Raw genomic sequence first — 11,862 nt, 5'->3', positions numbered from 1 at the left:
GTAGTCCTACGGTCGGTCCGCGCGACGGGTCATGTCGAGCCAGGCGCGGACCGCCGCCGTGAGTTCCCCGAGGTCGTCGTCCGGAGGCCGTGCGGGTGCGGCCAGAAGGTCGCCCTCGGGCAGGCGCGGTCGGGGGACCGGTAGCGGTCGGACCGGCATGATCGGCGGTGGTGGAAACGGCGGCATGTAGGGCCGGACCAGCGCGCCGGGGTCCTCGTCGGGCGGCGGAGCGCAGTGCGCCGCCCCCGGTGACGTCGTCCGGGCGGCCTCCCGCGCTCGTTCCGGTGCCCGAACGAGCGCGGGAGGCCGTCGGCCGGTCGTCTGGGGAACGAACACGTACGCCAGAGCCGCCGCGAGGAGGGCGGCGGCCACGCGCCTGACCCGCTCGGCCAGACTCCGGCTCGGGCGGCGGTGCCGCCCGCTAGGCTGGTGCATCGATGGCCTCCTGGTTGCTTCAGGTGGTCGTCGGGCCCCGGGCCGGTGACTCCACTCACCGGACGGGGCGTTTTCTTTCCTGCTGCTCAGGCGGGTGTCGATGGCCGGAAGGCTGCGCTTCCCGCCTGGGCTTTCGTGGGGGGGCTCAGACGCGGTGGAGGTCGCGCTGCGGGTCGATCAGCGACCACACGGTCAGCGGACCGCCCGCGCCACCGGTCCACCACCACCGTTCCGAGAGCTCGTTGACCAGACGCAGCCCGTGCCCGCCCTCCCGGAGTTCGTCGGCGTGTACGGGGAGGCGGGGGAGACTCGTGGTGCGGCCGGGACGTGGTCCGTCGTCGGTGACCGAGACCAGCACGACCTGGCCGGGCAGTACTTCCACAGTCACCCGCACCCGCCCGTACCGGCTCCCGGAGGCGGAGTGCCGGACCGCGTTGGTCACCAGTTCACTCACCACGAGCATGACCGGGTCGGCGCTGTCGTGGTCCAGGCCGGTCGCGCTCCGGCTCCAGTCCCGGATGCGCGAGACCTGGTCGGGCCTGCCGTCGAAGTAGGCGGATGACACTCCCAAACGCCTGCTCCTCACCCGTACCGGCAACCCACCCACCACCCGCCGGTCCTCGTTCTGGCCACACCTCGGCCTCGGTATCTCCATGCCACCCACCACGAACCTCCGCACGAACATCGACGACAGCTGAGGGCAAACGCCCCCACGGGGCGCTCACCAAACCGATCGGTACACCGACCCGGTGCCCGACGTTCTCCAGGATGTCCTGCGAGAACTAAAACTGCAATACTGCAGAAAGAAGTCGTGCACTATGCGTAGTAATGAGATCGAATAATGCAATGTGTTACGGTTCACATGGAACAGGGGGTGCAGCATGGCCACACGGCCGAGTCCGACCGCGCGCCAGCGGCGCCTGATGGCGGAGTTGACCCGTCTCCGCAGCGCCTCGAAGCTCTCTCGTGCTGAGGTCGCGGAGCGCATCGGTATCACCGACAGCACTCTGTGGAGATATGAGACGGGCATGACGCGGCCGAAGCCGGGTGACGTGGCCATTCTGCTTGACGTGTACCGCGTGCACGGCCCTGAACGCGAAGAACTCATCGAGATGGCCAAGCACGCGCGCAAGCGCGGGTGGTGGCACCGGCACAGGCAGGCCCTCAAACCGGGGTTCGACAGCTATATCGGTCTGGAAGCGGCGGCCTCCGTGGTGCGCACCTTCCAGACCATCGTTGTGCCGGGCATCCTCCAGACCGAGGCGTACGCCCGTGGCGTCATCGAGCAGTTGGCGATCACCTCGGCCCCTGATCTCGTGGACGAGAAAGTCCTGGTCCGGATGTCTCGCCAAGAACTGATCACCCGGGCGGAGGCCCCACTTCATGTCGTAGCCGTCCTTGACGAGGCAGCCTTGCGGCGCGAGGTGGGTGGGCCTGCCGTCATGGAGGAACAACGCCGCCATCTGGTCGACCTCGCCGAACGGTCGAACGTCACCATCCGGATCGTCCCGTTCTCACGTGGCGCCCACGCCGGCATGGACGGCCAGTTCAACCTGCTCGAATTTCCGGAGCAGGCAGACCCTGACGTGGTCTACCTCGAACAGGCGGGCAGCGGCCTGGTCCCAGAGGACCCGGAGGAGGTGCGCCGGTATACCCTGATGTTCGGGAGCCTGCTGGGCAAGGCACTCGAACCCGATGAGTCGATCCTCTTCATGCGTGGGCTCCTGAGAGATGGACAGTAAGCCCCTGCGGAGAAGAGGAGGCCCGGCGATGACCGCGCCGCACAACCCCACACGTATCACCTGGCACAAGAGCAGCTACAGCACCAACGGTGGTGACTGCGTCGAGGTCGCCGAGAGTCAGTGGGTCCTCGTGCGGGACACGCAGAACCGCGATCAGGGACACCTCGCATACTCCGGTTCCGAGTGGGCATCCCTCCTCGCTACTTTGAAGTCTTGAAAGATAAGAACTGTCGCTTTTCGGGTCCAATGTCCAATCCTGAACAAGTTGCAGAAACGGGTCGCCCGCTGCGGTGAACACGCAGGTCAGGAAGCTGCTCCCCGCGCACGCGGGGATGGACCCGGGTCACCCCACCCCGCAGTCCAGTCTTCCGACTGCTCCCCGCGCACGCGGGGATGGACCCACACCGCGCTGCTGACCCGGATGGTGTTCGTTCTGCTCCCCGCGCACGCGGGGATGGACCCCTCTGGATCGAGGTCAGGCCGGAAGGGCTCGACTGCTCCCCACGCACGCGGGGATGGACCCGGTCTCCCGGGACGCCGCCAACACCGCCTCCTCTGCTCCCCGCGCACGCGGGGATGGACCCGAGACGGATCATGACCGGCCCCGCTGAGAACGCTGCTCCCCGCGCACGCGGGGATGGACCCGAGACGGATCATGACCGGCCCCGCTGAGAACGCTGCTCCCCGCGCACGCGGGGATGGACCCGCACTGCGGGACGTCCCCAACCCAAGTGGGGGCTGCTCCCCGCGCACGCGGGGATGGACCAGGCCGCTGGTGCGGCGCTCGTCGATAGGACTCGAAGGGTGTGCCTGAGGCCGGCCCCCTGGCGTTTGGTTCCGCACTTTCAGCAGGCGGGAAAGGCCACTGACCTGCCTCGTTCAGTAGAGCCGAGCCAGCAGCGAACAGCCGCGCATCGCACACAGGCGTGCGCAGCACCATACCGCTCACAGCACCCACGACCTCACAAGTCCCCGGTTGCCCCGTGCAGTCAGACGCGCCCCTACACCCGTCTCCCACTAGCCCACAAAGCGAGCCGAGTGCGATCACGCAGACCGAGTTTGTGAAGGATATTGGTGACGTGGTTGCGCACTGTCCCCTCGGACAAGCCAAGCTCTCGCGCGATCTCGCGATTGGAAGCCCCCCGCCCGATCAGCGAGGCCACTTCCCCCTCCCTCCCGGACAGCTCGCCTCCCGAGGCACCCATCCCGGCGTCGCGGTCCGGGGCAGTGTCCCGATCACGCAAGGCCGCGATCATGCGATCGGCCGCAGAGCCGAACAGAACACTCTCCCCCGCAGCCACACGGCGCACCGCCAGGGCCACCTCCTCCGGCTCGGCGTCCTTGAGCAGGTAGGACCGAGCACCGGCGCGCAATCCCGCGAAGAGATACTCATCCTCATCGAAGGTCGTCAGGACAATCGCGGACACGCTCGGAAAGTCCGCGCTCATCCGCTCGATTAGCGCCACACCGTCCATGCGCGGCATGCGTACGTCCACCAGCACCACGTGGGGCAGCCCATCGGGATCGCAGTCGGCCAGGAAGTCCAGAGCGTGGACCCCATCTGCCGCCTCACCCACGACAGTGAAACCCTCCGTCTCCAGCAGACGAGCCAACCCGCGGCGCATCAGGGACTGATCGTCCACAACCAGCACTCGCACCGGCTTCTGCTCCAGCCCGCTCACAGCACTCCCCTGTCCACGCCCATAGGAATCTGGGCACACAGCTCGAAACCACCCTCTGGCCGGTTGCCCGCGGACAGCGACCCGCCCAGCGCCGCCAGGCGCTCACGCAACGCGGTGAGCCCGAACCCATCGGCCATATCCTCAGCACCCCCTTGGCCGTCATCCGACACCCTGAGAGTGACCGTCTCCTGCGCGGCGTGCACGGCCACCTCCACGCGCTCGGCCCTTCCGTGCCTCAAAGCGTTGGTCAGGGCTTCCTGGACGACTCGGTAGGCGACCAGTTCCAGTTCCCCCTCCATCTCCTCAGGCCACGCTCCCGTAGCGGTGAACACCGTCGTGATGCCCATATCGCTGAAGGCGTCGGTGAGGGCACCGATCGCTTCGGGACCGGAGCGGTGCGCCAGATCCAAGGGCTTGAGCGCGCGCACCCACCGGCGGGTGTCGGCCAGGGCTTCCTTGGTCAGGCGGCGGGCTTGCCGCAGGTCCTCTCGCACCTGCGTAGGAAGCGCCGCAGCCGTGCGCTCGGCATTGGCCAAGCACAGGTGGATCGACGTGAGGTAGTGCCCCGTGCTGTCGTGCATCTCGCGCGCCATACGCCCGCGCTCCTCGGAGATCGTCGCTTCTCGCGCCCGGGCCGCATACGCACGTAGGCGCCTATGCGCGTCGTCGAGCTCTGCGAGCAGTTCCCTTGTCCTTCGGGCGCGCCGACCGGCGGCGAGCAGGGAGGTCATGACGAACAGGACCGCCAGGCAGTACAGGAACAGCAGACCGCCGTTGGTCAGGGCATAGGCCGGCGGAAGGTCCGGGTGAAGAGCTCCGACCAGGACGTTGACGGCGGAGAACAGCGCTGACTGGATCAGGCCGCCGACCGCTCCGAACACGCACGCCGCGTTGGCGATGGCCAGTGCCACCAAAGGGTAGACCGCGAAGTCGGTGACGGGCATCAGCACGGCAGCCGATGCCAGAAACCCCAGGGTCGCTACTCGGGCGTGTGCGGGTGCCGAGGACTCCCAGGGCAGGAAGGGCCACAGGAGGCACAGCGGCGCCAGCGCCCCGAGCAGCAGGACGAAGACCCACTCAGGGTGAGGCCAGGCGGTGGGAACGAAGCGTCCCTCAGCTTGGGCGAGAATCGTGCGGACCGCGATGATCAGCACGACCGTGGTCCAGAAGAGGTACCTGAGGCCGACAGGGGCGCAATCACCGCGGAAATCGAGTCGCCGTAGGTCGAAACGCTCCAAGAGGGGGGTCATGCGGGCATGGTACCGAGTTCCCCATGCGGCTCTCAGAGCGAGCCGGAGCGGAGCGCACAGGATGCTGTCCCGCCCGGAAGGCGGTGCCGGTGGGCGGCCACCCACCGGTAGGCGGCACGGTTGGCCGCCCGCAGCAGCGGCAGCCGCAGAGCCCGGCCGATGAGCCTGCCCCGCGGGCTGCACAGCAGGACATGGGCGACGGCATCGCCTCCGCTGAGCAGGCTTCCATCGGTCAGCACGACCCAGGCGCGATCATCGGCTTGGGCCGGGGTGAGGCCGAACCGGGGCAGGTCGGAGCGCTGCCAAGCAGTGAACGCGGTGCGCGTGTGCAGCCGCCCCTGGGCGAAGGCCACGGCCCGCTGGCAGAACCCGCAGTCGCGGTCGTAGAGGAAGAGGCCGGCCTCTGGAATGTCCTCAGAGCCGGGGCGCTGGATCGTCATGGTGTCTTCTCCTGCTCCTGGCCGCCACGGTCGCCCTCACGCGTCCTGCGTGCGCCACTGTGCGCGGAGCGGACGCCGATGAGTAGGACCGCGGTCCCCACACCGATCGAGGCCATCAGCGCCGTGAGCTGCCCGCGGGGGATGTCGGTCAGGTGGAGCGCGACGGTCCCGGTGATGAGGACGGCCCCCGACGCCATCAGCCAGGGAGCCGCTTTGACGTGGACGTCGTACCAGGCGCGGTGGCTGGCCGCGGTGTAGGCGGTGCGGATGCCGACGACCCCGTTCGGGCGCAGTCGCCGACTGCGCCCCATCATCCCGATGGTGATGAGGACGAACGCGGCCACAGCAAGGACGATGCTCAACCACACCAGGGTTCCGGTGCTCAGTGGCTGGTCCGCCCAGACATGCGGCAGCACCGTGTCGGTGCGCACTGCACGTCTCCCCTCTACTCCTGGGCGTTACGAGGCACGCTTTGCCGACGAACCCGCGAACAGATGGTCTATCGCGCCGATGTTCAAGAATTCGAGCATTTCTGCTATGTGCGTGTGAAGCGTATCGCTGTCGAGTTGGTAGACGATCGACTTGCCTCGTCTCTCGCCGTGCACGATTCTTGAGGACTTCAAAACCTTGAGGTGGGACGAAAGGCCGGGGCGGGATACGCCGACGGCATCAGCGAGCCGACTGGCCGGCATGCCCCTGGAAATTCCCAGCGTTCGGATGATGAGTCTCCGATGAGGATGGGAGAGAGCTGCGAAGAAATCGTTCTCGGACACGGGAACCTCTCAGGCGCAAGCGAGCGGATCGGTCATCCCACAAGCGGATTCCGAGGGATGTAGATATCGTATCCGTATCCACACCAGTGCTCAACGTGAATTCTGCTGATCCGAAAGCCGTGCCGCCCATGACGATTGTCATGGGCGGTGCGCCGTGTGCAGCGGACAGCGGCCCCGCGGCAGGCCCCGGGTCCGCCGCCGCTGTGATGACTAGAGCCGGCCCTGGGGCTGGGAAGCTCGCGTCGACCTGCGCACATCGCGTACACCCAGCACCGCGCCCACCAGCAGGACCACGGTCATGGCAGCCAGGACAGCGAACATCGGGGCGATCACGCTGCCCGGAGCGCTGACCACCGCCGCCCAGACCACGAAGGCCGCTCCGGCGACCGACATGAGCAGGCACGCCCCGAAGAAGTAGGGCTGCGCCTTCCTGTGGGCGGTGAGCCACGCCTCCCTGGACGCGAGCGTCGTCGGTATGCGTATGCCGGGGCTCCGGTCGATGTTGACGCCATCGCGCACGGAATAGACCGAGGTCCAGCCCAGAAACGCGCTTATCAGGCCGAAGAAGATTCCCACCGTGAACCAGTCAGCCACTGTCCCACCACCATTCATCAACTACTGAATCGTACATTCGATCACTGTCCGACACCCTCATGGTATCCATTGACTCCCTTCACGAACCTTCTCGGGCGATACCTTCTGATGTCGATGACAGGATCGCTTTCCCGGGGCCAGAGGTACAGCAGGAGAGCACCGATCATGGTGATACCGAAAGTCACCAGGCCCAGGGCGGCAGCGATTCCTATGTGGAAGAGGACACCTGCCCAGAACAGCGCTTTGCGCAAAGGGCTACTCGCCACGAGCCCATAGGCCAGCGCCAACTCCAGAACCAGGGTCCCCCAGGTGAGCAGGACCACGCCCAGGGCCGTCGAGACCACCCCCTCAGCAAGGGCGGCCCTCAGCCCGCTGGGACCAAACTGGGGGTCGTGGATCCAGTAGTAGACAGCCGTGCCGTTCACCCACTCCTCCACCGCGAGCTTGCCGATCGCGGCGTGGAGGTAGATCACCGACACCTGCAGTCGGATGAGGATGGCGCTGGTGTTGGCCACCATCCGCCGGATCTCCCCCGACCTGTTGACCGATGCTGGGTCGTCCTTGAAGCTCCAGTGCCAGCGCCGTGCGTCAAGGAGGGCTATCGGGCTGATGAGCAGGGCGATGATCGCGGCGATCTGGTCACCGCCCTCGGTCATGCTCATGGAGTTGTGCAGGCTGACGCTCACCCACACGTGTGGAAGGGCCGTCCAGCGGGGAAGCCAGCCGGTCACCACGAGCAGCAGGACGGCGATGGCCAGGGCCTTGGCCCACGCCAGGGAGGGCACGACGCAGAAGAGCCCGCCCCATCGGAGCCAGCCGTCACATTTGGGCGCCTCCCAAGCCTCGTTGGGGGCGAAGAGCGTATCCACCGAGTTGAACGACAGCGTGATGAGCAGCGCGGCGGCCGTCAGCGACCGCGCCAGGGCATAGGTGTTCGTCCACGGATTCCCGGAGAACAGACCCTCGTACCAGGCACTCAGGCTTGCCCGCATCGCACCTCCACGACGACCGCCGACAGGGGCATGTCGGGGGATGCCCCTGCGCCCTGCCATGCCCAGGGGATGATCTGCCGGCGGATGATCCCGACCCGCCCGCACAACTGTGGGCGCCGGGATTCGTTCACCACCGGGCCAAAGGCACGGTCCGCAACCGAATCGAGGCACTCCGACTGGTCGACGGTGGAGCACTCGATCCATGAGTCATGGCCGATGTCAGCGAGGATGACGCCCATCTCCACGGATTGGAGGCGCCCCTCCCGATTCGCACCGAAGAACCACTTGGCTGCGCCGTTGCCACCGGTGTCCGCATGCCGCCAGCCCTCACCGGCGGTCTCCTCATAGGCAGTGATCCTCGGTTCCTGAGGGTCACGGGTGAAGAACGACCATCCCTGGGGGACGGCGGTCTGCACCGTGAACTTCGGAACGAACTCGGTCAGGCCGGCCCAAGCCGAATAGGGAGTGGAGGCGACCAGTGAGGAGTTGACGAGCACTGCCAGGACGAGGCTCCAGGCGATGAGGGCCAGCGCACGGAGACGATGTCTCTTCATCGGATTCAGGCTGCCGTGCCCAGATCGTTGGCGATCCGGTCGACGATCTGCTGTTCCAACAGGTCCCCGTCGAGCTCCGCCGAGCTCGGACTCGCGACGGTGACCCAGGCCACGGCCGCGACCGCAACGGCGGCGGCCGCAGCGTAATTGACCGCGGCGACGACCGTCACGACGCACCCGAGCACCGCGGTGCAGGCATTGGGCGTGATGTCACCCTGTGCCGCGGCCTGGGGGTACATCTGCGCGAGGGCCTCAGCGATCTGCTCACCCGACGTCTGCAGCGTCGTCTGGATGGTCAGGTGGTCGCCGGAGTACACACCGTCGGCGAAGTCGGCGAAGAACTCCGGGTCCTGCTCTTGAAGATGGTCGATCAGTTCACCGCGCAGCTGCTCCATGCCGGCGTTCTCGGTATCGACACCTTCGAACATGGTGTCCAGCTCGGGGATGGCCTCGACCGCGGACCCGCTGCCGAAGTAGATCGCGCTGAACAGCTCGACGCCGTCATAGGGCCGCTCGGCGACTGCGGACTCCTCAGCAGTCGGAGCGGGAAGCACGGAGGCATTGGCAACGACCGGTGTGCCGATCACAACGGCTCCAGCCGCCAGAGCGGCCAAGAATTTTCTGTTCAAGTCTCCTCCAAGGAGATATGGGCACGAACGCCCGACGAGGCATGACGATGGGGAACCTAGCACAGTCAAAGGGTTTTGAAATTAAACAATCCGCGAATCCAAGCCGGCGGCCGGACTGGGATCGCCTTTGACCTGGCATTTGAAACCCTGTCCGGATCCGGACAGGGTTCCATTAATCAATTAAACAATTGTTTAATTGATCCGTGTGCTGATACAGTGCCCGCGCTCGCACACCTTCCGCAGGTCAAGGAAGGTCCTGCACCTGCACATCGGAGTCACCTCGCCGGTGCCTCGCTCCGCACTTGCCTGTGAACACCCTCCTCGGAGTCGAAAGTCCACTGACGCAGAAAGGCGCACCAGAAAATGAAGAAGGACATCTACCAGAAGTGGGCTCTTTTCTTGCCCTTGGCTGCTGCCATTATTTCTGCTCCGGTTCCGGCGAGCGCAGAAACAGGGCCCCATTACCCCAGAGTTCCCATAGAGTCCCCAGAGGGGCTGGAATGCGAAGTAACCGGATTCGAGACCAGCTGTGGAGCCGACTCAGGCGGGACCCAGTGGAAGGTGCGGGCCCTGTGCATGAAACCCAGCATCGACCTCGGCCTGCCCGTGCGCTACCAGGTGGAATCCGAAACGATAACGGGAAGCGGATCCGTTTCCCTGATCTGCTCGGAGATCATCCGCACACCCACTGGCCACGAAGTCATCCTTGTTGACTAGTCCATCACGACGTCTGTGTACTTGTCGCACGAGGCGTGTGGCCAGGGCGTGCGTGCCGCCAGGCCCCGGGGTGGGTCCTGGCACACCTGAACGCACTTTTCAGATATCCCAGGCGAGTGGAGACTTCAAGGGTTGGGACTGCGGGAGGCATGTCGTCAGGTCGGCATCGGTGTGGTCGCCGTCAGCGAGCACGTCGGCCCGCCACGGCTGCACAGGGCCGTGCCCTCCCTGTCCGCTCGCCTGGTCATCAGCCTCGGCGCTCCCTTTGAGGTCCGTTACGACGGACACGCCCACCACCGGCAGGCGGTCGTCGCCGGGCTGATGCGACCCGGTGCCGCCACCCCCTCCCTCATCCTGCGGTCGAACCAGCCGACCGTGTACGTGGAGCTGTCCCTGCTGGCCGCGCACCGGCTCACCGCCGTGCCGCTCGGGGAGGTCGACGCCGGTGGTATCGACATCAATGCCCTCGTGCCGTGGGTGGGCCGAGTGAGTGAGGAGTTGGCGGCCTACCCGGCCGAGCGACGAGCGCGGCTGGTGAGAGCGCGCCTCCTCGAACGCCTGGAACGAGCGAACCGCGCCACGGTCTCATCGGACGCCCTCGAACCGCTGAGGATCATCGCGTCGCGCGGCGGCCGGGTCTCCGTCGAGGAACTGGCCCGGCACGCGCATCTGAGCCCGCGCCACCTGCGGGACGTGATGCGGCGTGAACTCGGGATCGGGCCGAAGTTCGCCGCGCGCGTGGCCCGCTTGGCCTCCGCGGTCGATCGGGCCGGTGAGGGGGCCGACTCCTGGGCTCAGATCGCGGCCGAGAGCGGGTACCACGACCAGAGCCATCTCGTGCGCGACTTTCAGGACCTGATGCGCACGACGCCGTCCGGATGGCTGGCGGAGGAGCGCCGAAATCTACAAGGCCGACCCCGCCCGACTCCGTGATCATCGAACCATGACCAGTGAACTTCACCCCAAGGTGCTCGTGTCCGACGCCGATGCGGCGATCGATTTCTACACCAAGGCGTTGGACGCGACGTTGGTGTCCCGAGTGGCGGATGAGCAAGGCGTGGTGCACCACGCCGAGCTGACCCTGGGATCATCCACTCTCGCCCTGGCGCAGAGCGTCCCGGAGTGGGGGTGGCACGACCCCGAGTCGGTGGGCGGAACGCCCGTTCTCCTGACCGCTGACGTGCCCGATCCCGATGCGACGGCGGAGCGCATGGTGGCGCTGGGAGCCGAGGTGGTGATCCCGGTGGAGAACCGTCCGTACGGCAAGAGGCAGGGCAGGGTCAAGGATCCCTTCGGCCACCTCTGGGTGGTCAGCGGCGAGCTCCGCTGAGGTGTCCGCCTTCTGAGCGTCGAAGAGCGCCGGGCCCCTCCGGTGGACATTCACCGGCCTGCCAGGTCTCGCCGCCTACTGAGAGAGGGCGGCCCGGCCGATCGCGTTCTTCGTGGACGGGCTCGGCTTTCACCCTCGAGGTGTCGCCCGACCTGGGCGAAGGACGATAGAGCCGGCGACTTCAGAGCCAGCGCGCGGGTTGTCGGCGGTTGCCTCTTCGAGGCAGGCTTCCGATCCGGGGTCGCCGAAATCTGGACCGACGTCGACGAACTCATTCACTACGGGATCGACCAATCCGCTCGATACGCTCCATGTGAGGGCACCCAGCGCACGACACGAGAACTCTGAAGTACCGAATGAGGCCTGTGGGTCGAGTGTCCGATTTCCAACAAGTTGCAGAAAAGGGCTTCCCCACGCATTGAAGCCCCAGGTCAGAAAGACTGCTCCCCGCGCACGCGGGAATGGACCCGAAAACGTCCCCGGCGGCCTGATGGGGCTGCTCTGCTCCCCGCGCACGCGGGGATGGACCCTCCTCATCAAGCCGACCGCCGACGTGCTCGACCTGCTCCCCGCGCACGCGGGGATGGACCCGACGTGAACGCCTCCGTCACCGGGCCCGACACCTGTTCCCCGCGCACGCGGGGATGGACCCAACGTGACCGACCTGCCCATCGCTGTGGACGCCTGCTCCCCGCGCACGCGGGGATGGACCCAGCGCAGGTGG

Annotated in this window: 16 protein-coding genes and 2 CRISPR repeat arrays (1 of these 18 running past the window's edge); of the genes, 5 read left to right on the top strand and 11 right to left on the bottom strand. The window is 66.7% G+C overall.

Annotated features, from left to right (window positions below; translation table 11 throughout):
- Positions 1-6: 6 nt before the first annotated feature.
- Together M1P99_RS08665 and M1P99_RS08660 are read right to left on the bottom strand one after the other, a co-directional pair.
- Positions 7-435: a hypothetical protein gene (locus M1P99_RS08665; RefSeq protein WP_304452141.1), complete on the bottom strand. Its 429-nt coding sequence runs from the start codon at positions 433-435 to the stop codon at positions 7-9.
- A 145-nt stretch (positions 436-580) separates the two neighbouring features.
- A complete protein-coding gene (locus M1P99_RS08660; RefSeq protein ID WP_304455633.1) occupies positions 581-1,000 on the bottom strand; it encodes an ATP-binding protein in 420 nt (139 codons plus the stop codon).
- A 358-nt stretch (positions 1,001-1,358) separates the two neighbouring features.
- Between M1P99_RS08660 and M1P99_RS08655 the strand changes: the two genes are divergently transcribed.
- Both M1P99_RS08655 and M1P99_RS08650 read left to right on the top strand, forming a co-directional pair.
- The gene (locus M1P99_RS08655; RefSeq protein ID WP_304452140.1) at positions 1,359-2,177 is read left to right on the top strand and encodes a helix-turn-helix transcriptional regulator; all 819 of its coding nucleotides are present in this window, start codon (positions 1,359-1,361) and stop codon (positions 2,175-2,177) included.
- A complete protein-coding gene (locus M1P99_RS08650; protein WP_369696524.1) occupies positions 2,167-2,394 on the top strand; it encodes a DUF397 domain-containing protein in 228 nt (75 codons plus the stop codon). The genes M1P99_RS08655 and M1P99_RS08650 overlap by 11 nt, the downstream gene beginning before the upstream one ends.
- Before the next feature lie 94 nt (positions 2,395-2,488).
- Positions 2,489-2,943: direct repeats of the CRISPR family, unit length 28 nt; unit sequence CTGCTCCCCGCGCACGCGGGGATGGACC.
- Positions 2,944-3,178: 235 nt separating this feature from the next.
- Here the strand turns inward: M1P99_RS08650 and M1P99_RS08645 are convergent.
- The 9 genes from M1P99_RS08645 to M1P99_RS08605 all read right to left on the bottom strand — a co-directional run bounded on the left by M1P99_RS08645 (position 3,179) and on the right by M1P99_RS08605 (position 9,049).
- Positions 3,179-3,850 carry a response regulator transcription factor gene (locus M1P99_RS08645; protein ID WP_304455632.1) on the bottom strand — a complete coding sequence of 224 codons (672 nt, stop codon included), beginning with the start codon at positions 3,848-3,850 and terminating at the stop codon, positions 3,179-3,181.
- Positions 3,851-3,855: 5 nt separating this feature from the next.
- On the bottom strand, positions 3,856-5,109 hold the full coding sequence (locus M1P99_RS08640) for a sensor histidine kinase (protein WP_304452138.1): 1,254 nt from the start codon (positions 5,107-5,109) through the stop codon (positions 3,856-3,858).
- Positions 5,110-5,141: 32 nt separating this feature from the next.
- Positions 5,142-5,549, bottom strand: coding sequence for a thiol-disulfide oxidoreductase DCC family protein (locus M1P99_RS08635; protein WP_304452137.1), 408 nt, complete (start codon positions 5,547-5,549; stop codon positions 5,142-5,144).
- Positions 5,546-5,980 (bottom strand): SdpI family protein, encoded by a 435-nt coding sequence (locus M1P99_RS08630; RefSeq protein ID WP_304452136.1) that lies wholly within the window; start codon positions 5,978-5,980, stop codon positions 5,546-5,548. The genes M1P99_RS08635 and M1P99_RS08630 overlap by 4 nt, the downstream gene beginning before the upstream one ends.
- Before the next feature lie 27 nt (positions 5,981-6,007).
- Positions 6,008-6,322: a helix-turn-helix transcriptional regulator gene (locus tag M1P99_RS08625; RefSeq protein WP_304452135.1), complete on the bottom strand. Its 315-nt coding sequence runs from the start codon at positions 6,320-6,322 to the stop codon at positions 6,008-6,010.
- 210 nt (positions 6,323-6,532) lie between these two features.
- Positions 6,533-6,916: an SdpI family protein gene (locus M1P99_RS08620; RefSeq protein WP_304452134.1), complete on the bottom strand. Its 384-nt coding sequence runs from the start codon at positions 6,914-6,916 to the stop codon at positions 6,533-6,535.
- Between the two features lie 41 nt (positions 6,917-6,957).
- Complete coding sequence (locus tag M1P99_RS08615; protein WP_304452133.1) at positions 6,958-7,908, bottom strand: sporulation-delaying protein SdpB family protein; 951 nt, start codon at positions 7,906-7,908, stop codon at positions 6,958-6,960.
- A complete protein-coding gene (locus tag M1P99_RS08610; protein WP_304452132.1) occupies positions 7,893-8,462 on the bottom strand; it encodes an SdpA family antimicrobial peptide system protein in 570 nt (189 codons plus the stop codon). The genes M1P99_RS08615 and M1P99_RS08610 overlap by 16 nt, the downstream gene beginning before the upstream one ends.
- A 5-nt stretch (positions 8,463-8,467) precedes the next feature.
- Positions 8,468-9,049, bottom strand: a complete 582-nt coding sequence (locus M1P99_RS08605) for a hypothetical protein (protein ID WP_304452131.1) — start codon at positions 9,047-9,049, stop codon at positions 8,468-8,470.
- A 405-nt stretch (positions 9,050-9,454) separates the two neighbouring features.
- Between M1P99_RS08605 and M1P99_RS08600 the strand changes: the two genes are divergently transcribed.
- The 3 genes from M1P99_RS08600 to M1P99_RS08590 all read left to right on the top strand — a co-directional run bounded on the left by M1P99_RS08600 (position 9,455) and on the right by M1P99_RS08590 (position 11,138).
- On the top strand, positions 9,455-9,808 hold the full coding sequence (locus M1P99_RS08600) for a hypothetical protein (protein ID WP_304452130.1): 354 nt from the start codon (positions 9,455-9,457) through the stop codon (positions 9,806-9,808).
- A gap of 132 nt (positions 9,809-9,940) precedes the next feature.
- Positions 9,941-10,741: an AraC family transcriptional regulator gene (locus M1P99_RS08595; RefSeq protein WP_304452129.1), complete on the top strand. Its 801-nt coding sequence runs from the start codon at positions 9,941-9,943 to the stop codon at positions 10,739-10,741.
- 10 nt (positions 10,742-10,751) lie between these two features.
- A complete protein-coding gene (locus tag M1P99_RS08590; RefSeq protein WP_304452128.1) occupies positions 10,752-11,138 on the top strand; it encodes a VOC family protein in 387 nt (128 codons plus the stop codon).
- Between the two features lie 440 nt (positions 11,139-11,578).
- A CRISPR array of direct repeats spans positions 11,579-11,862; the repeat unit is 29 nt; unit sequence CTGCTCCCCGCGCACGCGGGGATGGACCC (it continues 50 nt past the right edge of the window).

This window comes from Nocardiopsis sp. YSL2, from assembly GCF_030555055.1.
Taxonomy (GTDB): domain Bacteria; phylum Actinomycetota; class Actinomycetes; order Streptosporangiales; family Streptosporangiaceae; genus Nocardiopsis.
The sequence above is the reverse complement of the archived record's forward strand: the minus strand, read 5'-3'. Positions and strand labels throughout refer to the sequence as shown.